General features: G+C 39.2%; 24 protein-coding genes, 3 tRNA genes and 1 riboswitch. Of the genes, 9 read left to right on the top strand and 18 right to left on the bottom strand.

All coding sequences use genetic code 11. The features are described from left to right. Positions 1 to 2 precede the first annotated feature (2 nt). On the top strand, positions 3 to 1535 hold the full coding sequence (locus AOB46_RS14890) for a trypsin-like peptidase domain-containing protein (protein WP_062700769.1): 1533 nt from the start codon (positions 3 to 5) through the stop codon (positions 1533 to 1535). Positions 1536 to 1595: 60 nt separating this feature from the next. On the opposite strand, the gene AOB46_RS14885 is transcribed toward AOB46_RS14890, so the two are convergent. The 3 genes from AOB46_RS14885 to AOB46_RS14875 all read right to left on the bottom strand — a co-directional run bounded on the left by AOB46_RS14885 (position 1596) and on the right by AOB46_RS14875 (position 5091). Next, positions 1596 to 2051: a hypothetical protein gene (locus AOB46_RS14885; RefSeq protein ID WP_062700767.1), complete on the bottom strand. Its 456-nt coding sequence runs from the start codon at positions 2049 to 2051 to the stop codon at positions 1596 to 1598. After that, positions 2051 to 2431, bottom strand: a complete 381-nt coding sequence (locus AOB46_RS14880; RefSeq protein WP_062700765.1) for a RidA family protein — start codon at positions 2429 to 2431, stop codon at positions 2051 to 2053. The genes AOB46_RS14885 and AOB46_RS14880 overlap by 1 nt, the downstream gene beginning before the upstream one ends. Before the next feature lie 74 nt (positions 2432 to 2505). Further along, on the bottom strand, positions 2506 to 5091 hold the full coding sequence (locus AOB46_RS14875) for a putative LPS assembly protein LptD (RefSeq protein WP_062700763.1): 2586 nt from the start codon (positions 5089 to 5091) through the stop codon (positions 2506 to 2508). A gap of 53 nt (positions 5092 to 5144) precedes the next feature. Between AOB46_RS14875 and AOB46_RS14870 the strand changes: the two genes are divergently transcribed. The 8 genes from AOB46_RS14870 (at position 5145) to AOB46_RS14835 (ending at position 9578) form a co-directional block, all read left to right on the top strand. Further along, on the top strand, positions 5145 to 6434 hold the full coding sequence (locus AOB46_RS14870; protein ID WP_082377161.1) for an N-acetylmuramoyl-L-alanine amidase: 1290 nt from the start codon (positions 5145 to 5147) through the stop codon (positions 6432 to 6434). Between the two features lie 390 nt (positions 6435 to 6824). Beyond that, a tRNA-Glu gene (locus tag AOB46_RS14865) sits at positions 6825 to 6899 on the top strand. Between the two features lie 11 nt (positions 6900 to 6910). Then, positions 6911 to 7231 carry a hypothetical protein gene (locus AOB46_RS14860; RefSeq protein ID WP_062700761.1) on the top strand — a complete coding sequence of 107 codons (321 nt, stop codon included), beginning with the start codon at positions 6911 to 6913 and terminating at the stop codon, positions 7229 to 7231. 67 nt (positions 7232 to 7298) lie between these two features. Next, positions 7299 to 7553: a 30S ribosomal protein S20 gene (rpsT, locus tag AOB46_RS14855; RefSeq protein ID WP_062700759.1), complete on the top strand. Its 255-nt coding sequence runs from the start codon at positions 7299 to 7301 to the stop codon at positions 7551 to 7553. A 10-nt stretch (positions 7554 to 7563) separates the two neighbouring features. Next, a tRNA-Glu gene (locus AOB46_RS14850) sits at positions 7564 to 7635 on the top strand. A gap of 66 nt (positions 7636 to 7701) precedes the next feature. Then, positions 7702 to 7773 (top strand) — tRNA-Glu (locus AOB46_RS14845). Positions 7774 to 7924: 151 nt separating this feature from the next. Continuing rightward, on the top strand, positions 7925 to 8509 hold the full coding sequence (locus AOB46_RS14840; RefSeq protein WP_062700758.1) for a hypothetical protein: 585 nt from the start codon (positions 7925 to 7927) through the stop codon (positions 8507 to 8509). A gap of 280 nt (positions 8510 to 8789) precedes the next feature. Then, positions 8790 to 9578 carry a T9SS type A sorting domain-containing protein gene (locus tag AOB46_RS14835; protein WP_062700756.1) on the top strand — a complete coding sequence of 263 codons (789 nt, stop codon included), beginning with the start codon at positions 8790 to 8792 and terminating at the stop codon, positions 9576 to 9578. 86 nt (positions 9579 to 9664) lie between these two features. Here the strand turns inward: AOB46_RS14835 and AOB46_RS14830 are convergent, their stop codons facing one another. From AOB46_RS14830 to AOB46_RS14760, 15 genes are all read right to left on the bottom strand, one after another. Then, positions 9665 to 11941 carry a DUF5074 domain-containing protein gene (locus tag AOB46_RS14830; protein ID WP_062700755.1) on the bottom strand — a complete coding sequence of 759 codons (2277 nt, stop codon included), beginning with the start codon at positions 11939 to 11941 and terminating at the stop codon, positions 9665 to 9667. Between the two features lie 38 nt (positions 11942 to 11979). Continuing rightward, positions 11980 to 13188, bottom strand: a complete 1209-nt coding sequence (locus tag AOB46_RS14825; RefSeq protein WP_062700753.1) for a hypothetical protein — start codon at positions 13186 to 13188, stop codon at positions 11980 to 11982. A 12-nt stretch (positions 13189 to 13200) separates the two neighbouring features. After that, positions 13201 to 14334 carry a YncE family protein gene (locus AOB46_RS14820; protein WP_062700751.1) on the bottom strand — a complete coding sequence of 378 codons (1134 nt, stop codon included), beginning with the start codon at positions 14332 to 14334 and terminating at the stop codon, positions 13201 to 13203. Beyond that, the gene (locus AOB46_RS14815) at positions 14331 to 16361 is read right to left on the bottom strand and encodes a TonB-dependent receptor plug domain-containing protein (RefSeq protein ID WP_062700749.1); all 2031 of its coding nucleotides are present in this window, start codon (positions 16359 to 16361) and stop codon (positions 14331 to 14333) included. Before AOB46_RS14815 ends, AOB46_RS14820 begins: the two co-directional genes overlap by 4 nt. A gap of 108 nt (positions 16362 to 16469) precedes the next feature. After that, a riboswitch (cobalamin riboswitch) is annotated at positions 16470 to 16655 on the bottom strand. A gap of 150 nt (positions 16656 to 16805) precedes the next feature. Continuing rightward, positions 16806 to 17753 (bottom strand): transporter, encoded by a 948-nt coding sequence (locus tag AOB46_RS14810; RefSeq protein ID WP_241489223.1) that lies wholly within the window; start codon positions 17751 to 17753, stop codon positions 16806 to 16808. Further along, positions 17753 to 18799 (bottom strand): cytochrome-c peroxidase, encoded by a 1047-nt coding sequence (locus tag AOB46_RS14805; RefSeq protein WP_410470271.1) that lies wholly within the window; start codon positions 18797 to 18799, stop codon positions 17753 to 17755. Before AOB46_RS14805 ends, AOB46_RS14810 begins: the two co-directional genes overlap by 1 nt. After that, the gene (locus tag AOB46_RS14800; protein ID WP_062700745.1) at positions 18792 to 19616 is read right to left on the bottom strand and encodes an MbnP family protein; all 825 of its coding nucleotides are present in this window, start codon (positions 19614 to 19616) and stop codon (positions 18792 to 18794) included. The genes AOB46_RS14805 and AOB46_RS14800 overlap by 8 nt, the downstream gene beginning before the upstream one ends. A gap of 171 nt (positions 19617 to 19787) precedes the next feature. Continuing rightward, positions 19788 to 20183, bottom strand: coding sequence for a hypothetical protein (locus AOB46_RS14795; RefSeq protein WP_062700743.1), 396 nt, complete (start codon positions 20181 to 20183; stop codon positions 19788 to 19790). A 3-nt stretch (positions 20184 to 20186) separates the two neighbouring features. Next, positions 20187 to 20861, bottom strand: a complete 675-nt coding sequence (locus tag AOB46_RS14790; RefSeq protein WP_062700741.1) for a superoxide dismutase — start codon at positions 20859 to 20861, stop codon at positions 20187 to 20189. A gap of 91 nt (positions 20862 to 20952) precedes the next feature. Further along, positions 20953 to 21636 carry an SCO family protein gene (locus AOB46_RS14785; RefSeq protein ID WP_062700960.1) on the bottom strand — a complete coding sequence of 228 codons (684 nt, stop codon included), beginning with the start codon at positions 21634 to 21636 and terminating at the stop codon, positions 20953 to 20955. Next, positions 21623 to 21898 carry a YHS domain-containing protein gene (locus tag AOB46_RS14780; protein ID WP_062700739.1) on the bottom strand — a complete coding sequence of 92 codons (276 nt, stop codon included), beginning with the start codon at positions 21896 to 21898 and terminating at the stop codon, positions 21623 to 21625. Before AOB46_RS14780 ends, AOB46_RS14785 begins: the two co-directional genes overlap by 14 nt. A gap of 162 nt (positions 21899 to 22060) precedes the next feature. Continuing rightward, positions 22061 to 22444 carry a hypothetical protein gene (locus AOB46_RS14775; protein ID WP_241489222.1) on the bottom strand — a complete coding sequence of 128 codons (384 nt, stop codon included), beginning with the start codon at positions 22442 to 22444 and terminating at the stop codon, positions 22061 to 22063. Between the two features lie 269 nt (positions 22445 to 22713). Beyond that, positions 22714 to 24366: a heavy metal translocating P-type ATPase gene (locus AOB46_RS14770; protein ID WP_410470273.1), complete on the bottom strand. Its 1653-nt coding sequence runs from the start codon at positions 24364 to 24366 to the stop codon at positions 22714 to 22716. Positions 24367 to 24719: 353 nt separating this feature from the next. After that, positions 24720 to 25139 (bottom strand): Fur family transcriptional regulator, encoded by a 420-nt coding sequence (locus AOB46_RS14765; protein ID WP_062700733.1) that lies wholly within the window; start codon positions 25137 to 25139, stop codon positions 24720 to 24722. 165 nt (positions 25140 to 25304) lie between these two features. Then, positions 25305 to 26615 (bottom strand): efflux RND transporter periplasmic adaptor subunit, encoded by a 1311-nt coding sequence (locus AOB46_RS14760; RefSeq protein ID WP_062700731.1) that lies wholly within the window; start codon positions 26613 to 26615, stop codon positions 25305 to 25307.

Raw genomic sequence — 26615 nt, 5'->3', positions numbered from 1 at the left:
CAATGAAGAGTACTTTAAAAAAACTATTACCATTTGCAGTAGTGGGAGTTGTCTCAGGAGCTACTACCGTTGGGACAATACAATATTTCGGTCAGCATAATAATAACGGTGACCAGTCTTTTTTCACAACAGCAGCCCCTACAGCATCATTTGTAGGAATGAATACAGGAGCTGTGGGTGATGATTTTGTAAAAGCAGCCAAGACTACTGTTCCGGCTGTGGTAACCATTAAAAATTATCAGAGCAGAACAACCAGCAGAGCTTCAGAGCAGGATCTGTTTGATTTCTTCTTTGGAGATCCTTTCGGAGGAGGAAGGGGCCAGCAGAGACAAAGACAGCAGCAGGCTCCGGACAATATGCCTTCAGGAATGGGTTCCGGGGTAATTATTTCTCCTGACGGATACATCATTTCAAACAACCACGTTGTAGCCGGCGCCAATAAACTGGAGGTTGTATTAAGCAACAAAAAGTCATATATCGCTACCCTGGTAGGAACAGACCCTAATACAGATATTTCTTTATTAAAGATTGAAGAAAAAGGACTTCCTTATCTCAATTTTGCCAATTCAGACAATATTGAAGTAGGACAATGGGTTCTTGCTGTAGGGAACCCGCTTGGGCTTAACTCTACCGTAACAGCAGGGATCGTTTCTGCGAAAGGAAGAGGAATCGGCATTCTGGGAAGCCAGGGGAAAGCAGCCAATCCTATTGAAAGCTTTATTCAGACCGATGCAGCCATCAATCCGGGTAACTCAGGAGGTGCACTGGTGAATGTAGCCGGAGATCTTATCGGGATCAATTCTGCCATCCAGTCTACAACAGGATATTATCAGGGGTACGGATTTGCCGTTCCGTCTAACCTGGCAAGAAAGATTGTTGAAGACATCAAGAAATTCGGAATTGTTCAGAGAGGATTCCTTGGAATTCAGTCTTTAGACTTATCCAATGATCAGCTGGTTCAGGCTTATAACAGACAGAATAAAACAAGCCTGAAAGTAGGTGCCGGAGTATATGTTACAGGCTTTGGAGATAACAGTGGTGCTGAGGATGCAGGTCTGAAAAAAGGAGATATCATTACCAAAATAGACAGCTATGCCATCACAGATTTTGCAGACCTTTCCATGTCTATCGGAAGCAAGCGTCCTGGCGATAAGGTTTTGGTAACGTATTCAAGAAACGGTAAAGAGGCTACAACCAATGTAACCCTGAGAGATCAGAAAGGAGGAACCTCTACCAGAACAAAAGCAGACCTTAGTGTAACTGAAAAGATTGGTGCTGAGTTTGATCCGCTTACTGAAAGATTCAAAACAGAATACGGGCTGAACAGCGGTGTAGTTGCCAAGGGCGTAGCAGAAGGCGGAGAAATGGCCAAAATAGGTATTGTAGACAATTATATCATTATAGAAATCAACGGAAAACCTGTCAATTCACAAAAAGATATAGAAAAGATCCTGGAAAAGTATCAGGGGAATGTTCAGGTGAAATTTGTGGATGACTATGGAAGAATTTATACCAAAGGATTCAAAATGCCTTAATCAATACTGGAAACATTCATTTCATATTAACAAAAAAACGCTGCAGTCCTGCAGCGTTTTTTATTTGTTTTTGTTCATTTTCTCAGCGATTCTTTTCTTTTTATTCCGCTCATAAATAACTTCTACAATTTTTCCTCCTACCCATGAGAACGGGAAAAACGTAAGGAAAATAGAAATCTTATAAAAGGTAGGATGATAAGGAAATATGATAACATCCAGCATGGCGATGAAAAGCATAATAAAGCCGATAAGGATAGCATATGCTACCTTTGCATACTTTACGATAAGTGCTGTAGCTACTCCCCCAATAGTAGTTCCCAATCCTGAAATAAAAAGCAGGAACCCAAAGAAGGCATTATCATCCTTCATGCTAGAAAGAAAACGCTGCCAGTGCTCAAAAGGAGCAAAAGCATCGAAAGTAACCCATTGCGGAAAAGCTCTTATACCAAGAGTAATAATAAGCCCTGCTATACCAAGACCTACGAGCACCGCAATTGTATTTCTTATAAAATTCATTAATCCTGATGTGCAATCATTGAAATTTCAATATCAACGTTTTTAGGCAGACATGACACCTGTACAGTCTCACGTGCAGGGTAGCTGTCCGCATCCAGATATGATGCATAAATATCATTCATTACGGCAAAATCATCCATACTCTTTAGGAAGATGGTAGCCTTTACAACATTTTTGAAAGTCATTCCGGCTTCTGTAAGGATTGCCTCAAGGTTTTTCATTACCTGATGCGTTTCTTTTTCAATTCCTTCCACCAGTTTACCAGTTGCAGGATCTACAGGAATCTGTCCGGAAATATACAATACTCCGTTGGCCATATTAGCTTGTGAATAAGGTCCGATAGCTGCAGGTGCGTTCACTGTGTTGATTATTTGTTTCATGTAGAATTTAATTTTTATTAGAATTTTATCTGGATGCAAATATAAAATTTATATTTTCAAATGCCAATCCAATCCTAGAAAGGAGCATTAGGCTGCGTAAAGCTTCTGTCTTTGTACTTCAGGGCATCGCTTAAGATATTGGCTTTGATCCCGATAAAGAAATCATATACTTTATACTGCCCGAAAGGAACCCAGTTGAAATTAATTGTAAAACTTCGCTGGTCTCTGGAGAATCCAATTCTTGTATAAGCCAGTTCTTTGGATACAAGATCATAATGGGTACTTCCGTTGATATTCCAGTAAGGGGTAAGTTTGATGCTTCCGTCAAGTCCTATTGAGGCAATTTTATTTCCTAATCTTGAAGTCCCTTTTGAATAGGCATAATTAGCATTAACATTCAAAGTCCATGCCTGATCAAAATGCGCATAATTATCATCATCAAAATAATAATTTTCGTTTCTTACTTCTCCTTTTGAAGAATACTTTTTGGCATAATCTGTCTTTTCGCCAAACAGCTCGCTGCTTAGGGGATATGACATCTGAACATTGAAGCCCTGCACGCTGAAATGCCCGAAATCTTCTGTTCTTACTCCAACATCTTCCCCGGGAGCAAAAGCAATTCTATAAGGATCTAAAGCAAGACTTGTATTAACGCTAAGTTTGTTATTGAAGAAAGAAGACTGTCCGCTGAATGTAAATACGGACCAAGGATGTGTTTTAGCAGCAAAGTTGTAGCTTCCTGAAAAATTCAAAGCCTCAAAGATTTTAACCTTTTTCACTCCGGTAGAATCTTTTTTAGATCTTACTTTCATCTCGATATTGTTCCCGATATTTAATCCCAGCGATCCCTGCATTCCGCTTGGAGGCGTCCCTACAATTCCCTTTTCGAAGATGGAATATGGTGTAAGGGCTCCCTGCGCGTTGTAAAAGTTTTTATAATATCCGAAGTTCGGACTTCCGAAATCCGGAGAGTAAGTAAACCCGATACTTGGAGTCATCATATGTCTTATCGCCTGTATAGCTGCTCCTTTTTTAAACTTAAGCCCGCCGTACAGTGTTGTCTGAAGACTGGCTGTTGTGGAGAAAGTGGAATACCCTGCAACATTCTTCCGTATTTCATCTACTTCAACATTTTTTACAGGGTCATAATATTTATTCAGGGTTTTTGTCGTTAATGCATTATCAATATTTGCACTTAAACTGAATGTAAAATATTTTGCCAGTGTCGTATTGGTTCCTAATGCAATATTATTTTTAAGACCAGTCTGCATTTTATCCCACATCGCTTTCGTAAAAAGCTCATTTTCCTGAGTGTTGACAAAATTGGTCAGGTTAAAACCTGTATTCACTGTAATATTTTCAAGAAGTCCTTCTCTTACTCCTGTTTTAGACTTGAATAGGTAAAACTGGTTGATGGCCACATTCATCTGAGGAAGACGAAGATCTGAGAGTCCTGTTGCAAAATTCTGTGCATAAGAGGCAGTTCCCGTAATCGTCATTGGCAGTTTCAGGAATCTTTTGGTAAGGGTTACCGTTGAATTCTGCTGGGTATTCAGAACATTCTGATTGAAAATATAGTTGTTGTTCAGCGGATTGTTATAAAACTTAGTACTTACAATATCCACCGAAGCGCTGAATGTAAGGAACGGATTGGCCTTTGTATCCTGCGAATGATTCCATGTAATTCTATAGGTACTGTTTTTGGTATAATCCTCCAGTCCTTTGATTCCCCTGACCATTGTTCCGATGTCTGCTGTAAAGCTTCCCGAATACCGGTATTTTTTCAGATAGCTCATCTGTGGACGTATATTCCAGCTTCCTTTGGTATAAATATCTGCAAGGACCTTAAGGTCAAAATGTTCCCCAATTGGCTGGTAGTATCCAAGTCCATTGAGAAAGAATCCTACATCTTCCCTTTCCCCGAAACTCGGGATAAGGATCCCGGCGGCTCTTTTTGCTGAAAAAGGAAGAACGGCAAACGGCAGTATTAAAGGTGTGGGAACCTTTTCTATATACATCTGGATTGGTCCTGTAACGATCTGGGATTTTTCTTTGGATTTGATCAGCTTTATATTGGAAGCCCGCATAAAATAATCCGATACCGTATCTTTTTTCTTGATATAGTAATCATCGGTTGTATAATCTGCATTCCTCATGGCGAATACAGAATCGTTATACTTTTTGGTTTTTTGTGCGGTAATTACCCCTTCACTTTCCTCAGTCCTGGCATTGTACGCAATGGCCTGCCTGGTTTTGGTATTATAGCTGAATTCGTTGGTTTCATATTTTTTTCCGCCCTGCATGGTTATTACAGGTTCGATGATCTTCCCTAATGAATCCAGCTTTCCGCGTGCATAGATCACATTTTTATTATCATCAATAGAAATATAATCTGCATCAATCTGCATATCCTGGTATTTCACCTGGGCCCTTTTAATCAGAAATGTCATTTTTTTAGGAACATCCCTTCTCTGATCATCGGCTTTGGTACGAAGAACATCTTCTAAAGCTTCTTTCTTTACAATGATGGTATCCTTTTTGGGAATAGTATCATTAACCGCATTTTCAGGCAATTTTCCAGACGTTTTCTGTGCTAAAAAATTGTTAAAAATTAGGATAATTAAAATTTGTAATATATTTTTGAGGACGGTTTTGGCCAATTTTATTCTATATAATTAAGGCTCAAAATTAATATAATTTTTAAAACTGTAAGATGCACAAACAAAATTTTAAAATAATTTTATCATTTCTCCTTATCCTTACCAGCACTTTTATTTTTTCGCAAAAGAAATTTATCATCGTTTTAGATGCCGGACATGGAGGTGGTGATCATGGGGCTACCAGGAATTATCCGGACATAGGACTGGTCATGGAGAAGGATGTCACTTTAGGCATTGTTCTGAAGCTGGGAGCCATGCTGGAAAAAAACAGGGATTTCAAAGTAATTTACACCCGTAAGATTGACGAATATCCTTCATTAACAGACAGAACCAATATTGCCAACAGAAACAAAGCTGATTTATTCATTTCTGTACACGTTAACTCTTCACCAAGCAGATCTGCTACAGCAAGAGGAACGGAAACCTTTGTTCAGGGGCCTGCACAGAATAAAGAAAACCTGGAAGTAGCCAAACAGGAAAACAGTGTAATTTATCTTGATGAAAAAGATAAGGAAACCTTTGCCTCTTATGATGCATCTTCTCCGGAATCGTTAATTGCTCTTAAAATTCAGCAAAGCAAATATCTGGAAAACAGCCTGACTATCGGGAGCTTTATTGAGACGAATTTTGCGGCAAGCGGACGTTTTTCAAGAGGGGTAAAGCAGGAAAACCTTCACATCTTAAGAAGAAGTGCCATGCCATCTGTATTAATTGAGACAGGGTTTGTTAACAATTATGAGGATGCCCAATACCTGAATTCCGATAAAGGCAAAGACGAGGTTGCAGAAAATATCTACAATGCGGTTATTAATTATAAAAAAGCTCTTGACAGAAAATCAGGGGGATCTGTTGCCATTAAAAAACCGGAACCTGAAAAACCTGCCGAAACGCCATTGAAAAATGATTTCAGAATATTACTGATGAGCTCTCCTACTAAGTATAATGACGGAGATCCGGCTTTAAAAGGGCTGAACTATATCCTTCCTCTTAAAGAAAACGGACAGTATAAATATTATTATGGTGTAACCAATATGGCTTCCGTAAAAGACATCAACCTAAGAACAGCTAAAGACGCGGGCTTCAGAAATGCTTTTGCCGTAGGATTTATGCCGAATCAGAAACTTCTTACCGGTTATTATACGATAGAGGTATACACCGGTGAAAAACTGAACGGAAATTCATTTATCCTTCAGACCCTGAAAGATGTGGAAAGAAACAAAGATAATGGCGTATTCTATTATACTTACGGAAAAGTATATACTTTGGAAGATGCCGTAAAGCTTCAGAAAGATATTGAAGCCAAAGGAATAAAAAACACGGTGATACAAAAGGTGTATAAATAGTACAATTCTTTTCCCGGAACATACAATAAAGCGGCTGTGCATTACGGCCGCTTTTTTTATGACGGTAAAATTCCCCTGAATATAAAAACTTAATGTTATTTTCAGGAGCCTTTTACTGATTAGGCTCTTTTTATAAAATAAAATTTTTTATTTTTGGATAATATCGGATCTATATTTTAGATAAGAATTAAACAGGCTCTAAATTTCTTATCTAATTTATATGACAGCTGCCCTCTTGGCAAATGGCCGGTTATTTCAGATAAAAAAAGCTTTAATGTAACCACAATAACATCAGTTGTTTAAAAGTTATCAATCATTAAAATTATATAAATATTAAAAAATAATTTTGAAGTTAAAAACTTAATTATTACTTTTGCAACCTCAAAATTTGGCCTATTCGTCTAGTGGTTAGGACTCAAGATTTTCATTCTTGCAACAGGGGTTCGATTCCCCTATAGGCTACCAAATTTGATATCATGCCGGATTTAAAAATACAAGAAGCGAAATTGCTTTTTAAGAAAATCCACTCTAACCCAAAAAGTTATGATTTACAAATCAATGAAGACGGGATTACAGGCAGGGATGATAAAATAAGTTTCAGACTTTACAGGACCGGAGAAAGGGTTGCTTTTGAAGTAACAATAGATAACCTTACTTTCACCAATACTACTGGAGAATGGAACAATGCTATGATCATGTTGGGAAACACGATCAAAAAAATAGAAAAAGAACAGGAAAATTTAAAAATAGAACAAGCAATAGATAAACTCAGAAAGTACCTGTCAGAAGAAAATTAAAAATTTCTGAAAATAAATTTGGTAGTTTAAAAAAAAGTTTATAGTTTTGCACTCACATTTGAACGATATGGCAAATCATAAATCAGCACTAAAGAGAATCAGACAAAACGAAACTAGAAGACTTCGTAACAGATATTATCACAAGACTGCTAGAACAGCCTTGAAAGCTTTAAGAAATGAAGAAAACAAAGCTGTAGCTACAGAGCAATTGCCAAAAGTAATCGCATTATTGGATAAATTAGCTAAGAAAAACATTATCCACAAGAATAAAGCGGCTAACTTGAAAAGCAAATTAACAAAACACGTTAATAAATTAGCGTAATAGTATAGTAGGCCCGTTCGTCTATCGGTTAGGACCTCAGATTTTCATTCTGGTAAGAGGGGTTCGATTCCCCTACGGGCTACAAATTTTAAGAGTTGATACTTATAAAAACAAAACTAACACATTACTTCGGTAATGGAAGATAGAGGGCCCGTTCGTCTATCGGTTAGGACCTCAGATTTTCATTCTGGTAAGAGGGGTTCGATTCCCCTACGGGCTACAAAAAGGACTTTTTATAAAGTCCTTTTTTGTTTTTATATGTTTCGTGTCGTTTATTTTACCCTAAAGTTATCGCTGTTTAATTTGTAAACCTGATTTACAATATTTAAATTTGACTAAAACGATACACCTTTTTCTCAAAATACTGATCCATGAAAAAAATACTTATTAGCGCCTCCCTGTTTGTAAGCATTACTTTTTTCGCACAAAGCTTTGAAACTACGGCTCATCCAAGAGTTTCAGAAATTCAAAAGAATTTCAGATATAAAAAATATCCGAAACCTGCCCTTGAAGAGTTTTCAAAACTGGCAGGAACAGAGCCTAATGAATCTATTATCATCACTGAATGTATTCCCGGCGAAATCATCGGCTGGACAAATGACCGGGGAAGCTTTTCCACCTCTCAGCATTTTAAAATAGAAAAAAATAAACTGAAAGAAATTTCTACCATTCCGGAAGCGGGTGACTTTTTAGCCAACCTTGAAAAATATGCTCCGGTTAATTACTCTTTCTGCTTTAACTCTATAAACGGAAGAGTTCACGATGCCCAATTTATCAAAAAACAAAAGAACGGCAGATATTTACTCTCAGCCCATCTTGTCGCTATAAAAAGGGGATCAGTGAACGGCAGCGATCTATATGAGCTCGAATATGAAACCGCTGATTTCAAAAACTTCAAGCCGCTGCGTATTAAAAATACAGAAGAAGAAAGCAGCAAGTGGCAGACTATAAATTAATTTCAGCATGAAACACAATTTATATAAGATTTTCAAAAAGGCTTTAGCTAAATAAATCACTCAAATCCGGAAGTTCCACAAACTACCCGGATTTATTTTTTATAATCCTTAAAAACAATATTAAATGTACTCTCTTTCAAATCTTTACATTAAAAACAAAATTTAACGATTATATTATACCAATATTAAATAATCACACAATTATGAAATAAATTACTTAACATAATTATTTTATGTTTACATTTGCATTAATTAACACCAGAAAACTAAATTTTAACATATGAAAGCAAATTTATTTGTAAGCCAGTTTATGAAGAAAGCATTAGTATTGGCTTCTACCCTGTCCCTGATGAGCACATCTTTTGCTCAGATTTCTAAAATCTATGCAAGCAGCCAGACCAATCAGGTTGTTGGAATCTGTTTAGGCTGCGGTGTACTAAATCCACAAAATGCTGTAGGAAGCAATGAAGATGATTATTCTACGATTCAGGTTTCAGTGGGATTACTGGCAAGAACGGAACAGGTATTGATTTTTCCATCCACTAATATTGCCGCTAATACTAACAAACTTGTTATCGGAATCGGATCGGACCAGACCATGCTGGCGGCACAGCTGATCAGTGGAATCTCTATCGAGACCTTCAACGGTGATGTATCTAACAACGACTACCAGAATCTTAACAACAACGCAATTAAACTCGGGGGTACAGACCCAAGCAAGGGAGAAATTGAGCTTACCATGAATAAGCCTTACGACCGTATCAAAATAAACCTTAACGGTGGTCTTCTTAGCGTGAATGGTGCACTTAGAGTTTATTATGCATACCAGTACAAAGATCCGTTTATCAATTTTATGGCTCATAGTCAAAACGGACAGATCACACTTTCTGGAGATTCTTCTTTTGAGGGATCAAAAGTTACCCTTACCAATACATCAGGAAAAGAGGTATTCAGCTCCACAATAAAATCCAATACTTTTGAAGCAAGGCAGCCTGAAGGGATTTATATCATGAATATTGAAACAAAAGATAAAAAGACATATTCTAAAAAGATCAGAATTATACCATAATTTTAAGATATTATAATGATAAAACAGAATCGGCGGCCCGTTGGGCCGCCGATTCCTATTAAAATAAAATGAGTGAATATGGTGGTTTATTTTTTAATCAGTTTCTGCTGATAAACGGCTTTATCCGTAACTGCTTTCAGAATATACATTCCATTCGGAAGCATGCTTACATTGATCTGTCCGTTTTGGAACGGTGCATTCACCTGTTTCCCGGAAATATCATAGACAGAAACATTCAGAACTTTATCTGCTGTTTTAATGTTCAGCATATCGGAAACAGGATTTGGATAAATACTGAATTCAAGCTTTTTCACTTCTGCTGTAGCCAGGCTGGATGTTGTGCTGGTTACAGATAGTGTTTTTTCAACCACTTTTCCGTTAGAGTTGAAGCTGATAACAATATTGGCAGATCCGCTTGTAACAGGCGTCAGAACAAGTTCGTCATTTCCATTGATCACCGCAGAAACAACAGCAGGATTAGAGTTTGATTTCAGGGTCTTCACCACTGAAGCGCTTATATTATCCTCATCAGCAACAGCTGTTTTCAAATCAATAGTTGTTACATTTCCTACTGAAGCCTGCGAAGGAAATGCTGTGCTTATTACCGGAGCACCGTTATCCGGGAATACAGCCACCGCAGGGAACCAGTAATAATCATTAAGAATCTTCGTGTTGGTAAGGGTTCCGCTGGCATCAAAAGTATGGATCCAGTTTTTCTGATAGTGGGCTCCAAAGCCACTTTCTGTTGTATTAAGAATTAATTCATCTGTTACAGGGTTTACGCGTAGTCCGGCACCATAAGGAATCTGTTTGAATTGTCCTGTCTGTCCTGGAATAACGGCAAAGTTTTCATTGAAAGTTCTGCTTGTTACATCAAATTTTACGATCTGTGTTCCGGAAACAAAGCTGTTAACCGAATTAATCCAGTAAAGAACATTCTGCTTTGTACTTGCTGTAAAGCTTCCGGCATTCCAGGCCCCCCAAGACCCTAAGTATTTTGTTGACGGAATATTATATACGGTTGTCGCCAAAGTATTCTGGTCAATATTTACAAGCTTTTGATCCTGAATTGCCCATACAGTTCCATCTTTTGCCTGAGCAACAGAATGATAAGCTCCCGAAATGGTAGAAACTATCGCATCAGTATTAGGGTCAATCACCAGAATTCCTGCCGATTGTTTTACGGCAAATACATATCGGGAGGTACGAATCATATTTCCGACCTGCCCTGAATACTGGCTTCCACCTCCGGTTCCGGTGATTAAGCTTCCAACCTGAAGATTATCAATATTAAACGTATAAATTCCGTTAGAAGCCCCGATATACCCTTTGTGCTCATTCACACCTACAAAAGATCTTCCGTCTCCGCCTCCAATATCATTGAACGCTGCAATTTTCTGCATGGTCTGTGCATTGGCAACCACCAATCTTCCCCCAGGGGTATATTGAGTGTCATTACCATCTGCTGCCTGTTTTGAGATAAAGTAAAATTTGTCACCGTAAATTGTACCGTACTGGGTAGTTGCTCCGAAAGCATGATTATTATTAACATTGCTGTAAACACGATAGCTGATTTGGCCATTGTTGTGTATAAAATTCACAGAGCCGTTGGTATGCCCGAACCAGTCTTCATTCACCATAAAGAATCCGTTGGTAAAATCTGTTGAAGATACATAAGGGGAAACGGGTGTCATGGTAGATGAAATAGGAGCTTCACTAAAGGCAACATTAAAATTCCATACATCCCATGAACCATTCTGCAAAGTACGGGAAGAGGCTCCTAATCCTGAATACCCGAAATCATTATCTGTAGGGTCTTTCACCCAGTACGACCAATATCCGTTGGTATTCCATCCCGACTGCCAGTGATCATTCGCATCTGCAGCAGCATAGCTGTCGAAATCGTATTGTGTAGTGTTCACGATACCACTTACCGGATAAAGCGGATAGGTTGTATTCCCGTTTTTATAGAGAGCATTGGTATTCTGTCCATTCAGATCAAAACCCAGCCCTCCTACTGCCGTTCCAAATTGGGTTCCCGGATAAAGAAGTGAGAAAAAACGGTGATCTGCCTGGGCAATGGCTTTCAGCATATCTTCTCCGGTTGCATTTCCGTTCCATCGGTATCCCCAAACCATAGCATCCGGGTTTTTACTGTCATTCCACTGGACAACAAAGGCAGCTTCATTAGAACCTGTTCCTACCCAATACTGGATGTCCGAGAAGCTAATATTGGGAATTAATGTAGTATTAAGCTGTTCATTTCTCTGGATGTCATTCCTGGGAACGCCCTGCACTGTAACCTGTGCATTCGCCATAAATGCGAACAGGAACAGCATTGTAAAAAGGTAAAACTTTTTCATTGTAGTTACTATTTTAAATTGATTTATATTCTGATTTCTTAATTGAGGTGCAAATCATATGCTCCGGCTACTTCTGTAGAAACTTCACCGAGCCATCCGGCTTCCTGATTTACTCCGGTATATACCTTAATAAAATCGATTCCGGGGAGCTTAACATAATTACCATTTCTGTCTACGGCCCATGAAATATCAATATTGGAAGCTTCATCATTATTCGGTGCATTATCTGCATATCCGTAATCATAGGATGCCCCTACCCAATAAGCTCCCGTTCCGCTCTGGTCGTAAAAATTATCCTTCAGCCGGGTTCCTGTAAAGCTGTAAGAAGCCTGGGAAAGCCATAAAGGATAATAGCTCTGTGCATGGAAGGTATTTTTAGTTTTAAATCCAGAAGTCCCATTATTATCCTGCCATTTGATGTACTCCACATCAGTCTGCCAAAACTCACTTCCGGGAACGGGAGGTTTATTTTCATTAGGTTTGAAATAAGTTATGCTGTAATTTTTAAGAGTGGTATTCTTAAAATATTCGCTGCCGGCGATTTCATACCATTCGTCCTCATCCGGCTTTCCGTTTTTGTTTTTATCATAGGCCACCATGATAATTCCAGGCTCACATGATCCGGACCTGGCAGCATTGGAGCTATTTCCCCAGAAAGCATTTCCAAGAATTTTAAAATCCCGCCCTTCCAGATTAGGAATGGTGTGATCGAAACCGAAAGCAACATAGCCTCCATATCCGCCAAGGGTAATCATCGTTGAATTTCCGCCGACAAGGGACTCTTTCGCTTTTCTTACCATGTCAGCTTCTGTATTACCGTTCAGGTATTCGGGCATTTCATTGATGAACTGGCCTACCGCCGGACGGTATTCAAAAACATTGCTGATATATTTACTGTAGGGGGCCGACTCCTGATTCACAATGATAGATGATTTGTAGATTTTCACAGCACCTTTTACCTCAACCTTCAAAGTCAGCGGATATGTTTTGGCATAAGCGCTTACAAAATCCAGCTGCAGGTTTTCAGAAATTACAGAGTCATTGATGCTCCAGGTAAGTTTTCCTTCAATCTTCGGATCAATGTTTAAAATTTTAAGCCTGTCAATTGTATAAGACTCTTTCAGTACTTCTGAAGGAAAAGTTATTTCTTCCATGATTTCTTCAGTGTCACTTTTACAGGCTGCCGTTCCTAAAAGAACAGAAGAGAAAAGTATCGTTTTTATAATATTCAAAGTTTTTCTTTCCATTTTTTCATTCGATTATTTGTATAAAAAAGCAAAATGGGCAGGAATATTTCCGCCTTCGGTTTTCCATTTGAATTTTCCGGTTTTGTCGAAACAGTATACATATCCCGTAGTCACATAGTTCCGGGCATCGGTAAGGTAGATGTCTTCTGTATAAGGATTTACTGCAATTCCGTACGGAGCTTTGATCTCATCGGCATACTGCTGGTCTATAATTTTATTCGTGATTACCTGTTCCGTTTTTACATCAATGATGCCGAAAGTTTTAACATAACTATGGGTATTGTAATTGAATTCATTGCCATAGTAATAGAGTTTGTCATTCACAATCGTCATTCCGCTTACTGCAACATGGAAGTCCTTTTTAACGGTTCCGGTAGCAGCATCCACAAGAAACAGGCTGGATGGAATATTATAGTAATCTCCCCTGGAACTTACATAGAGATCTCCGTAATTATCTTTTCTGATACGGTGAAGATTGATTGCCACATCAATTTTTCTGGTCTCTGTAAAACTGTTAAGATCAATCACAGAAACTGTCCTGTCATAATTCGGGAACATATAGCCTCCGGAATTGGCTACAAAAAGCTTATCTCCGATAATTTCCATTTCTTCAGGCTGATATCCTACCACCACCTGTCTTTCAATCGCCAGGGAAGCTGTATCAATCTCCACTACTTTCCCGGGAGGTGAGTTTGGATTTAGCTCAACAGGGCCGGCATAGCTGCTGGCATACACTTTTCCACCTTTAAATTTCATATAACGGCAGTTTTGCAGCTGTATGGTCTTAATACGTTTAGCCGTTTTGGCATCCAGCACTTCAATTTTGTTGGAAACATTCACCACTACATACATTTTACTTCCGTAAATCATGATGTCATTTCCTACATCACCAAGCTCTTTAACCACATTCGGATTGATTTCTCCATAGATATTCCGATGATAGACTCCGCTGGCATAGTCATAATAATCAAGAGTACACTTGTTACTTCCCATATTTCCTTCGTTCAGAAGATAAAAGCCTTTAACAGGTGTGTCTTCTCCGCTGCTTACCTCATCTTTTTCCGAGGGGATCACGTAATCATCCGTCCGGCATGAGAATAGGCACAGCATGGCAAAAGCCAAGAGGTAAAAGTTTAGTTTTTTCATAATGTAAAGCTTACAATGAGTTTAAAATTTCTTCCGGGCATAGGATAATTCCTTACCACGTCATAATATTGATTGAGGACATTGTTGACCTCAAAACCGGCTTTGATCTGGTGGGAATGCCAGTTGAATTTTTTCTGAACGGAAAGATCATGGGTATACCATGGCTGAAGATAATTAGCCCGGATATTATTCAGCTGCGCATCATAGCGTTCTCCGGTATACATAAAGCTGTAATTAAAACTCCAGTCCTTATAATCTGCCATCATCGTAAAAGTCAGGGCATGCCACGGCACATAGGAAATCTGATCTCCATAATAGTCTTCCTTTCTGTCAGTATAATCCCCAGCCCTCTGATAGGTATAGCTTAGCAGAGGTTTCAGCTTCACTTTATGAACATCGAATTCGGCCTGGACATTGACATCCGCCCCCAGGATTTTCACCTCTCCGAGATTCGTCATCATCCATCTGAACAGATTGGTCGTAGGCACGGCGATGATTTTATTTTCCACTTCATTATAATATCCGTCCGCTTTCACATAAATTCCTTTAAAAAACTCATGATCATAGAGTTTCTGGTAAGTAAAACCAATGTCATACTGTCTGGTAAATTCAGGTTTCAACATGACATTTCCAATCATGGTGTAATACAGATCATTGAAGGTTGGCATTCTGAAAATCCTTTTATAAAAGGCCCTTACGGAAAAATCTTTTGAATCAAAGGGCTGATAGCTCAGAAATGCAGAAGGCGCCCATTCCGTTTTGTCAGGAGATTTTGCATTTTTTTCCACGTTTTCATGTACGAACGTTCCAAGAACACTTCCCAGGAATTTAAATCTTTTCCACTGGTAGGTTGTAGCAAAAGCCAGGAGTGAAGTATAGCGGGTAGGAAATGAAAAATCCTTCAGACTAGCATCAAGATTATTATACTGAAAATCGAAGCTTGCGCTTACATCCCAGTCTTTAGTAATGGAATAGATGTTAGATGAAGAAAAATAGAGTTCCCTCTGAATATAGGTATTATCAATACGCAGTGCTGTTGTGGATACATTGGCAATATCCAGGAATCTGGAATAATCGTAGGCAAATTTAGCTTTAAACTGACTTTCTAATTTAGGGAACAGCTTTTTCCTGAAATTCGCCTGAATAAAATAATTTTCATCCAGCATGTACTGTCCTTTAGGTCCGAAATCATTATTCACAACAGCTGTAGGAATTCCACGGTCTGAAATATATCCGTAGCCGCGGACGCTCCAGCTTCCGTCATTAAGAGTTCCGTTGAACCCGGTTTCAAAACGTTTGGCCCTGATATAGGAATCATACCTTCTGGCAATGGTGTCATTGGCAACAGATCCGTCAGTATTTTTCTTTTGATATTTATACTTGTACAATCCCTCGCTCTGTACAAATTCTGAGCTGAAGCTTGCTGAAACCCGGTCTGAAATCTTCTGCTCCAGACGGAATGAGGGATTAAACAGGCTGATAGACCCTAGTTTCAGTCTGACCGTTAAGTTTGTTTTCTGATTTCCTTTAAATACAGGTGTTTTAGGCTGAATATAAATAGATCCTGAAGATCCGAAATCCTTTGCCGGCTGGAAGATTTCACTTTTCTGGCCGTTATATAGAGAAATTGCCTCAATATCATCAAGGGAAAATTTTCCAAGATCTACCACTCCGTTCTGTGCATTTCCAAGCTGAATCCCGTCATAAAAAACTCCGACATGCTGGCTTCCCATGCTCCGGATATTGACGGTTTTCAGCCCTCCCATTCCTCCGTAATCCTTGATCTGGACACCGGAAAAATACCGCAGGGCATCTGCCACCGACTGGCTGTTCAGCCTTTCCAGCTGCTCTCCCGATAAAATCTGAGCCGGAAGGATTTCTTTAAAATCTTTTTTATAAATCTGAACAGGAAGAATTGTTCTCTCCCGGATGCTGTCCTTAGACTGGGAGAATACAAGATAAGAGGCTGCCACAAAAAATGTGATAGCTCCCTTTTGAAACAGAGAAGCAGTAAGTTTTGTCACCATTAGCTCATTTAGAATAATGATGACGCTAATGGATATAAGAAAGCAACGATAAAGCACAGCATTCACTGCACAGAATCATTGTTGTCCTAAGCTTTATTCCACGAAAGCGTCAAACGTTTATTTTCTGGCAGGTCTTCTGACTTACTCCGTTTCTGAAATCCTTCCCATAAAAAAACAGTGGATATATTCTTCAGAAACTTTGGTGTGGAGCTTACAGCAGCGGGTCTGTCCCGGATTTTCACCGGATTCCCTTTTAAGCGCTTTTTACGGCTCACCAGATTTCGGCAAAGATAAACAATTATCAACACATTCAAAATCTCAAATAACAAAATGATTTTCAACAGGATAAAAACATTTCAAAATAAGAGAAAAACCCTGCGGGTATTTTTAATCCGCAGGGCTTTCGTCAAAAGAAAATATTCCTATCAGGCGATCAGCAGTTCATCAAATCCCAATATTCAGGAAAATACTGAAACGGGATTCTGCTTCAATATCTCCTCCTGCCAGACCGGAATAGGCAGGCAGCATCAGCTCACTTCCGAGGCTGAATCTTTTATAAGATGCCTCAAAGCCCAGTTTCCCGTACAAAGAGCTTCCTGATGTGCGTGGCAGCGCCTCTCCATACTGTCTGTTAGTGGCATATATCTCACCCTGAAGACCGGCCTTGGCAGATAAGATTGTTTTCTCATTCCCAGTGATCTGATAAAATCCTGTTGCAGCATAATTCCATTGATTTCCGAACTGATAATGTTTTTTATTTTCAGTTTTGATGGTATAATCTGTATTAATCAGTACTGCCAGCTTATTTTTCTGAAATTTATAATTCAGCGCAGCCTGATAATCCCAGCTTCCTGTTCCCAACTGAAAACCTGGATTAACTCCGGAAATTCCTTTTTCATCAAATTTTCCTAAAGGGACTTTTATTCCAAGACCGCCATTAAGCTGATGGACATTATCTTTTGAGTTAACGATCTGATAAATTCCCATCAGATTCAGATCCCCGATTCCATTAATACGGATGTCTCCCTGTTGAGTGTTCTTTTCGTGAAAGTGGAACGGCAGACCGGCATATATACTCAGCTTTTTCATCAGGGGAATTTTTCCCCAAAGCTGAAGTGTATTGAAATACTGGTCCTGTGTAAGGTCTTTTACAAACAAATTTTCTTTTGCCTTATAATGCTGGGCAAAATACTTAATTCCGATAAACTGAGGATTCAGCAATGACTCAAAGCCTGAAGAGCCATTTCCTGCTGCACAGCCGCAGGCATCACAGTCATCTAGCAGCATTCCGTTAAACGTATTGGAAACGTCCATACTATCATTAACCGCTTTAGCCTGAAATCCTGAAGATAAAATTAATCCTGTCATCACCATTACTTTTTTCATGTTCATTATTCGGCAAATTTTGGGTTAGAAATAAAGTTTTTATCGGAAAGCGTTTTCAGAAAAGTGATAATAAACTGCTTTTCCTGGCTGTTCATAGCAATTCCGGTATGACCGTTCTGTTTCAGCTCCGGGTCCAGATTAGGATGGTCTTCAACTCCATCAGAATAGAAATTGAGAACGGCATCCAGTGTATAGAATCTTCCGTCATGCATATAAGGTGCGGTATATTCTACATTTCTGAGGCTAGGCACCCGGAATTTCATCCAGTCGTTCTGATCGAGTGTTACCCGGTATCGTCCCGGATCTTTAAATTGTTGATGATAATACATTCCTGTATTTCTGAAACTCTCATCGGTAAACAATTCTCCGCTATGGCAGGAAGCACATTTCTGCTGGAAAAGTGCCATTCCCTGAGACTCTTCCGTAGTCAGTTTTTCTTTTCCCTGCCTGAACCTGTCATATTTTGATTCTGCTGAGATCAGGCTTGCCATAAACTGTGACAATGCTTTCAGGACGCGCTCTCCCGTAATATTTTCATCTCCATAGGCTGCTGCAAAAAGTTTTTTATATTTCGGATCTGCTTTCAGTTTCGTAATAGCTTCCGGCATTGAGCTGTCCATTTCATTTGCATCCGTAATGGGAATAATGGGCTGCTCATTCAGGTTATGGATTACTCCATCCCACATATATCTTTTCAGAAATATCATATTCTGGATAGGCGGCGCATTCCGGATTCCTATTCTGTCCTCTACACCATGGCTCACATTATGCCCATGATGGGTAAAAGCATTTTCCTGAATGTGGCAGAATCCGCATGAAATGGTATTATTACGGGAAAGCTTCCCATCGTAGAACAGCTTCCTTCCCAACTCCACTCCATTTTTAGTAACCGGATTGGAGGCTTTATCAAAGGTCATCTCCGGAAAGTAAGACGGAAACTGCAACAGATAGGCATCATCTTTTTCCAAGGGCTGCATTACTTCATCTGAACAGGCTGAAAGGCTTAGAAAGCAAATCAGAAGCAGTGGTATTCTTGTCAGTAAATTAATCATTGTGAACATGGTCTACTTTAAACATGTTTGTCAGGTTATCCGTTACGTTTGTCAAATGCTGGTTTGAGCCCATTGCCATATCGTTATCTGTATTCAGTATCAGCTTTTTCTTTCCGCTCAGAAACTGATTAAGATCTGCCAGAATGTGGACTGACGGCTTAATCTGGCTCGTTACTCTGGCCGTAACCGGAAGGTTCAACGAAATTTCCCGGTAAAGATCAGGGGTATTGTTTGCCGTAACATTTCCCATATTTCCGGTGTGGTTCATAAATTCTTTATCTGCCGATGTTGTTCCATATTTGCCTTCCAGCTTTACAAATACATATCCGGCAGCCCATGACCAGGACATCCCTTTTTGTTTGGCCGTGTTCCAGAATTCTGCCTGCCCGTCCTGTCCCAGCAGATAGGCTTTCTGGCTAAGCCCAAGTCCGAATTTTATTTTCTTATAATTATTTTTAGGGATACCGTTCAGATCCAGATAAACCACGCCCGCTTTGGCCTCTGCCTGATCAATAATAAAAGCCCCTTTGTCCGGGTTGTTTTCGTTGTATTTAAATTCATTTCCGTTTTCATCAATCAGGCTGATATTACTGATAATATATTTCAGTGTGGAAAACTTGTGCTTCTGCCCTGCTGTGGAAGTCTGTATAGTCTGATCCAATACAATATTGCCTAAATTATTAAACCCGTTTTCGAATTTTATCTGAATAGTACCTGCTGAAGAATCCTGAGGGTCATCATCGCGGTTCTGACATGATGTAAAAGCTGCCAGTGTAAAGGCAACAAATAATAATGATAAAAATTTACAGATTTTCATTTTGATTTTTTAAGTTGAATTTTCGATATAAGAATGGTTCTGAATGTGTAAAAACACTCAGTTTTTTATTGGCAAAAAGCCATTTCCTGACACTTAAATTATTTTAAGTGACAGACTTTATGTGCCATAAGAACTCTTATGTTTAAATAAAAGCTCCTGCGGGCTTTGCCTTTAATATGATAAGTAAAAGATAAAACTTAAAAAAACCGGAGGTTTGAAAATATGCTTCAGAAACAGAAAGGAATAAGCTTCTTCGTAAATGAAGCTGAAGTTTAAAAAAGGTATTTTTTCAGTGATGGTAACTGTTGTAATACCGGAAGGAATATAAGTATCAGGAATTTTCTGTCCTGAAGTTTTAGTTTTGTTTAAAGGAGAGGAATCGGTATCGTTTGTTTTGGCAAGCTGTTTACTGAGATAACATTTTCCGTTACAGTGAACTTCCGGCCTGCTTTTATTGATACACAATACTTTTGAGATATAATCATAATTTACAGCATATTCCGTCAATGGGATCAGAGGTCTGAACACCATATAAAAAGTAAGAAATATGCTGCAAATTAAATTCATGCTTTACTTTTTGCTTACTGCTTCATCATATCTTCTGCTCACCTCTTTCCAGTTCAGCACGTTCCAGATTGCAGTAAGGTAATCTGCTCTTTTGTTCTGATACTTCAGATAATAGGCATGTTCCCAAACATCAATTCCCAGGATAGGAGTTCCTTTTTCCTCAACAACATCCATTAAAGGGTTGTCCTGATTAGGGGTTGAAGAAACGAATAATTTCCCGTTTTTATCAACAGAAAGCCATGCCCATCCCGAACCAAAACGGTCTGCTCCCGCCTTGCTCATCTTTTCTTTAAAAGCGTCCAGACTTCCAAAGGTTTCATTGATTGCTTTCAATAATTTAGGTGAAGGCTGTGTGTTTTTTTCAGGGGTAAGAACCGTCCAGAAAAGTTCGTGGTTGTAGTGTCCTCCGGCATTGTTCCTTACGGCAGGCGGTAATTTAGAAACTCCTGACATGATCTGAAACAAGGTCTGTTTTTCCTGCGGGGTTCCGGCAATCGCTTTATTAAGGTTAGCAACATAAGCTGCTGCATGCTTTGAATAATGGATCTCCATTGTCTGTGCATCAATATTTCCCTCCAGTGCATTGTATGCGTACGGCAAAGGGGTCTGCTTAAACTGAGCAAAAGCGAACTGAGCAGCAAATACTGCGCTTAAAGCCGCTATTTTCAAAATCTTCATAACGTTTTGTTTTTATGGTTGAACAAATATTTCTTTTTTAAGAAGGGAAGCCAGAGACCGGAAGAGAAAAGTTTCGGATCTCCTTTCTCCGTCACTTCAGCAGCTTCTTAATATCCTCAATGAGTTTTTCACGGTCGGGATGGTATTTTCCGTTAAGTTTCGGAGTTTTCCCTTCCGGGTCTTCATAATTTAATCCTGAATAATACAGGATCGGCATATTGTCTTTATTGTACCGGCATCTGATGTTTCCTTCCTGATCGACAAGGGCAATCATTCCGCTGTGATTAAGGCTTTCGCTTTCATCTTCCTTATCACCTACATAAATATTGAACTGATCTGCCAGTTTTCCGATATAATCACGATCTCCGGTCAGAAAATGCCAATCGGAAGATTTCGCGCCTACTCTTTTAGCATGCTCTTTTAATGCTTCAGGAGTATCATTTTCCGGATCGATACTGATGGATATGATGCCGAAATCAGGGCTGTTCACCTCATCTTCAATGGCTCTCATATTCCGGTTCATAACAGGGCAGATCGTAGGACACTTGCTGAAGAAAAACTCTACCAGATATACTTTTCCGAGCATATCTTTATTGGTGATCTTTTTATTATTCTGGTCGGTAAGTTCAAAGTCAGGAACCTTCATTACGGTATAAAGATTCTTTTTAAAATATCCCATTCCTACCCCTATTCCTATAAAAAGTAAGGCCATTACAGCGATGGGAATAATCACTTTTGTTTTAGCCTTTGGTTCTGTCTTTTTATTTTTGGGCATATTTCTGAGGATTTTTCTTAAACTCATCTTTACAGTAGGTATTGCAAAAACCGTACGTTTTATTTTTATATACGGTGGTATCTTTTAAAAACTCTGCTGTTTTCATATGGCATACCGGGTCTTCAGCATTGACTACTTTTACATTTTTCAGGTTTTCCCCGGAAGTGGTCATGGATTTTTTATGCTTTACTTTAGGCGCTTCCTGAGCACACGAAAGCAGGGATATTGACAGCAAAGCCGTCAAAATAATTTTTGATTTCATTTTAATCTTAAATTGAAATTAATGATAGAGTGAATACAGGTTTTTTGATTTTAATACCGATCATGAACAGAAAACCGCCTGTCAATGACAGCCCAAGAGATTTCTTTCATTTACAAAAGACCGGATGATTAAAGTTAACTAAACATTTAGTTTAAAAAAATCCTAAACCAGCGGAGGATGGAATATCCTGGAGAAATATTCTGAGGTATAAAAACTATGGGAAACTGAAATTTCCTTTCCGGGAGAAATTAAACCTTCCTGTTGAGAACTGAAAGAAATAATATCATTGGAAATAAAAACATCCAGCCCTGCAATTTTTACTGTTTGTGAATTATTGGACTGTTTTTCTGTTTTGGCCAGCTCTTTTTCCACATAGCATTTCCCTTTACAGGTTGACTGGGGAATACTTTTGTTTTCGCAAAGGTTCTTTACAATATAATCATAGTTTACCGCATAGTTAATCAATGGCAGAACAGGGCGTACTGCAATGGCAAAAATGATGAATATGGAAATAAAAAACCTCAACGATTCAGTTCTGTAGTACAAATATACTATTCAAAATTAGTTTATGTCTTATTCCTGATGAATGTCATTGATTAATTTTGGTTAAAATGTTTCCGCATAGATCTTTTTGCCGCGAATACATAATTTTTTTTATTATGAATTCAGGTTGGCTGTATAAGCTTTGGCGTCCTAAACATAAAAATAACAGCCTCCATTGCCAATAGCATCGGAGACTGTTATTTGTCTTCATGAATTTTTTCTAAGCCTTATACGTCCCTTTAACAGAAACCGTTATATAGTCGTTGCCGTTTTTATCCAAATTTCATTCTCTGGATTCTCACAGCATTTAGGATAGCCAATAGTGCAACTCCCACGTCTGCAAAAACAGCTTCCCACATGGTAGCCAGACCTCCGGCTCCCAGAACCAGAACAACGGCTTTTACAGCGAAAGCCAGAATAATGTTCTGCCATACGATCTTTTTCGTCTGTTTTCCGATATTGATGGCCATTGGAATTTTGCTTGGTTTATCATCCTGAATTACCACATCGGCGGTTTCAATGGTTGCATCGCTTCCCAGGCCGCCCATTGCAATTCCTACATCACTCAGTGCCACTACGGGAGCATCATTTACACCATCTCCTACAAAAGCTACCGTTTGATTTTTGGCTTTGATTTCTTTTACTTTATTGACCTTATCTTCCGGTAAAAGATCTCCGAATGCACGGTCTATACCCAACTGATCAGCCACATATTTTACGACGGTACTTTTATCGCCGCTCAGCATGGTTGCTTTTACGTTCATTTTATGCAGGTTGTCTACAGTTTCCTTAGCGTCACTTTTTATGCTGTCGGCAATGGTGATAAAACCTGCAAACTTTTTATCATAGGCTATGGCAATAACGGTGTAAACAATGTCAGTGTGTTTTACATTATAGCTGATACTGAATTTATCCATCAGCTTAAAGTTCCCTACCAGCAATTCTTTTCCTTCTATAGCTGCTTTCAGGCCGTGTCCTGCTATTTCTTCAACGTTTTCCATCGGGAGTGAGTGGTCTATTTCTCCAACATAATTATGAATAGCTGTAGCTACCGGATGCGTACTTTTACTTTCCAGGGCATTCACCATTTTCAGGATATGATCTTTACTGAATTCAGGCATGATATTTACTTCCTGTACTTTAAATACGCCTTCGGTCATGGTTCCGGTTTTATCCATCACTACATTCTGAATTTCTGCAATGCTGTCTAAGAAATTACTTCCTTTAAACAGGATTCCGTTCCGGCTGGCTGCGCCAATTCCCCCGAAATATCCCAACGGTATAGAGATCACAAGTGCACACGGGCAGGAAATCACCAGGAAGATCAAAGCTCTGTACAGCCAGTCTCTGAACTGATAATCATCTACAAAGAAATAAGGCAGCAGGCAGATTCCTATGGCCAGAAAAACTACAATTGGCGTGTATACTTTTGCAAATTTCCTGATGAACAGTTCAGTTGGAGCTTTCTGCGCCGTGGCGTTCTGTACCAGCTCAAGAATCTTGCTTAGTTTACTGTCTTCATAGGCAGTATTTACTTTTACCAGAGCAATGCTGTTCATATTGATCATTCCGGCTAATACGGCTTCTCCTTTGTTTTTGGTATCCGGTTTACTTTCTCCTGTAAGGGCTGCGGTATTGAATGATGCCGAATCTGAAAGGAGCTCTCCGTCTAACGCCAGCTTTTCACCGGGCTTCAGCTGGACAACATCTCCGATTCTGGCTTCTTTTGCTTTAATGATTTTCGGCTGATTATTTTCCATGACAGTAACCTCATCAGGGCGCTGATCCAGCAATGCTTTTATATTTCCTTTTGCTCTTGAAACGGCCATTCCCTGGAAAACTTCTCCTACGGAATAAAAAAGCATAACAGCCACTCCCTCGGGATATTCTCCTATAACAAAAGCACCTACTGTAGCGATTCCCATCAGGAAAAACTCAGAAAATACGTCTCCCTGAAGGATGCTTTGCCAGGCTTCTTTCAATACGGGAAGTCCTACCGGCGCATACGCTGCCAGATACCATACCAGGCGTACCCAGCCCGTAAACCAGTCTGTTTTGATATAATTATCCAACACTATTCCAACCAGCAGAAGTACAAACGATACTATTGCGGGAAGAAACATCTGAAAAACGGTTTTATCTCCCGTATCGTGAGAGTGGTCATGCCCGTCTCCTTCTGAATGGTCGTGTTTATGCTGTTCTTTTTTTGGTTTTGTACTGCAACATTCTTCCATAACTGATATTTTGATGTAAAATTATAGGTAAACCCAATGCAATGCTATTGCAAACTTTCCAGACAGTTCTCACAGATTCCTTTGGCAAACAGCCTTATTTCATCAATTCTGAAATTCGTCTGTATATTCTCCGGAAATGAAATATCTTCCCTGCATGTGGTCTGCCTGCAGATTTTGCAATAGAAATGAAGGTGCCAGTCTTTGTGTGTTTTTTCGTCACACTCATCGTGGCAGAGTTTGTATTTTGTAGTTGTATTTTCCTGTATGCTGTGAACAATCCCTTTCTCCTCAAAGGTTTTCAGAGTTCTGTAAATGGTTGTTCTGTCTGCATTTTTAAAATGATACTCAATTTCAGAGAGGGAAAGTGCCATTTCCTGACTGCTTAAAAAATCATAGACCAGAATCCGCATGCTGGTCGGCTTGGTATTTTTATCTATAAGTTTGGTTTCTATATCTTTTCGCATATTTTATTCATTTTAAAGATGTATTTCCTGTTCTTCGCAGTCTTTTCAATCTGAAAAGTGACCACCTGGCTGTTTTCACAAGATTTACGGTTCCTGTTTTCTGTACCCTTTCTTAATCAACTCTAATTTAGGCATAAAAAACAGGATTTTCTTAGTTATCATTTTCTAATGTTCATGACCTCCGGAATTGGAAAGTTTTGCATTGATGAAAAAAGCTCCTTTCACCACTACTTTTGCATCTGCCGGAATATTGGTAACCGGGGTGATTGCTGTGTAGCCCATATCTGAGGTTCCTTTTACGACTTCTACTTTTTCAAAATTCATATTTTTAGCTTTCTGTTCTGCGTGCCGTCCGGCTTCAGATTCATTTTTATGGGCATGATCTGCTTCTCCTTCATCATGGCCGTGCCCGTGGTCATCATGAGTTCCTTTTTCCGCATGCTCTTTTGCTATTTTATCAGTCTTTATAAAAATATAATACTTTCCGTCTGCTTCTACGATGGCTTCATCCGGGACGGCAGGGGTTGTATTTTTATCAAGGCTTACAATTCCGGTAATGTTCATTCCGTCGATAAGACCCGCTTTATTTCCTGTTACCGCTGCATGTACGGAAACAGTTTTGCTGTCATTTTCAAATGAAGAACCAACACTGTAAATTTTTGCATCGTATTCAGTTTCCGGATTATTGGTCAGTTTGAAATGAACAATCTGCCCGATTCTCATTTTAGGAAGGTCCTTTTCAAAAACCTGGAGATCAAGATGAATTGAATTGTTATCAATAATCTCAGCTACCGGGGATGAGACATCTACGTAACTTCCTATTTGTGCAGCAATACTGCTCACCGTTCCGCTGATAGGTGCAGTGATCACCAATCCTGATCTCATGTTTCCATTGTTTACTTTTCCGGGGCTTATTCCCATCATCTGGAGCTGTCTTAAAAGAGAAGCTTTCCTTGTCCTAAGTGTTCTGAGTTCAGCATCGGCACTCTGCAGGTTCTTTTTGGCTCCGGCATCATTATCAAAGAGCTCCTTCTGACGTCTGTACTCCTGCTCTGCATAAGTAATTCTGCTGTTGGTTGTAAGATAATCCTCCTGCAGCTGAATAAATTCCGGATTGGCAATGGTGGCAATTACCTGACCTTTTGTTACAATGCTTCCTACCTGAACATTCAGGGTTTTAATAACACCGCCGTACAGAGAAGTTACTGTTGCCTTATTGTTGTTCGGAACTCTTAAAAGACCATTGGCTTTAATTGTTGCTGTTAACTCTTTCATCTCAACGGTTCCTAAGGTAATTCCCACTGATTTCATCTGCTCTTCTGTAAGCGTTGCAATGGCTTCAGAGCGTTCTCCATGTTTTTCTTCGGACTGTTCCGTTTTAACTTCAGATTTTTCTGCCTGAGCTTCTTTTTTTCCACAGCTGATCACCAGAAGAGCAATAATGGTAAGGTATATGATATTGTGTTTTACTTTCAT

The organism is Chryseobacterium indologenes, assembly GCF_001295265.1.
Lineage (GTDB): Bacteria > Bacteroidota > Bacteroidia > Flavobacteriales > Weeksellaceae > Chryseobacterium > Chryseobacterium indologenes_A.
This window is presented reverse-complemented; position numbering and strand designations above follow the sequence as displayed.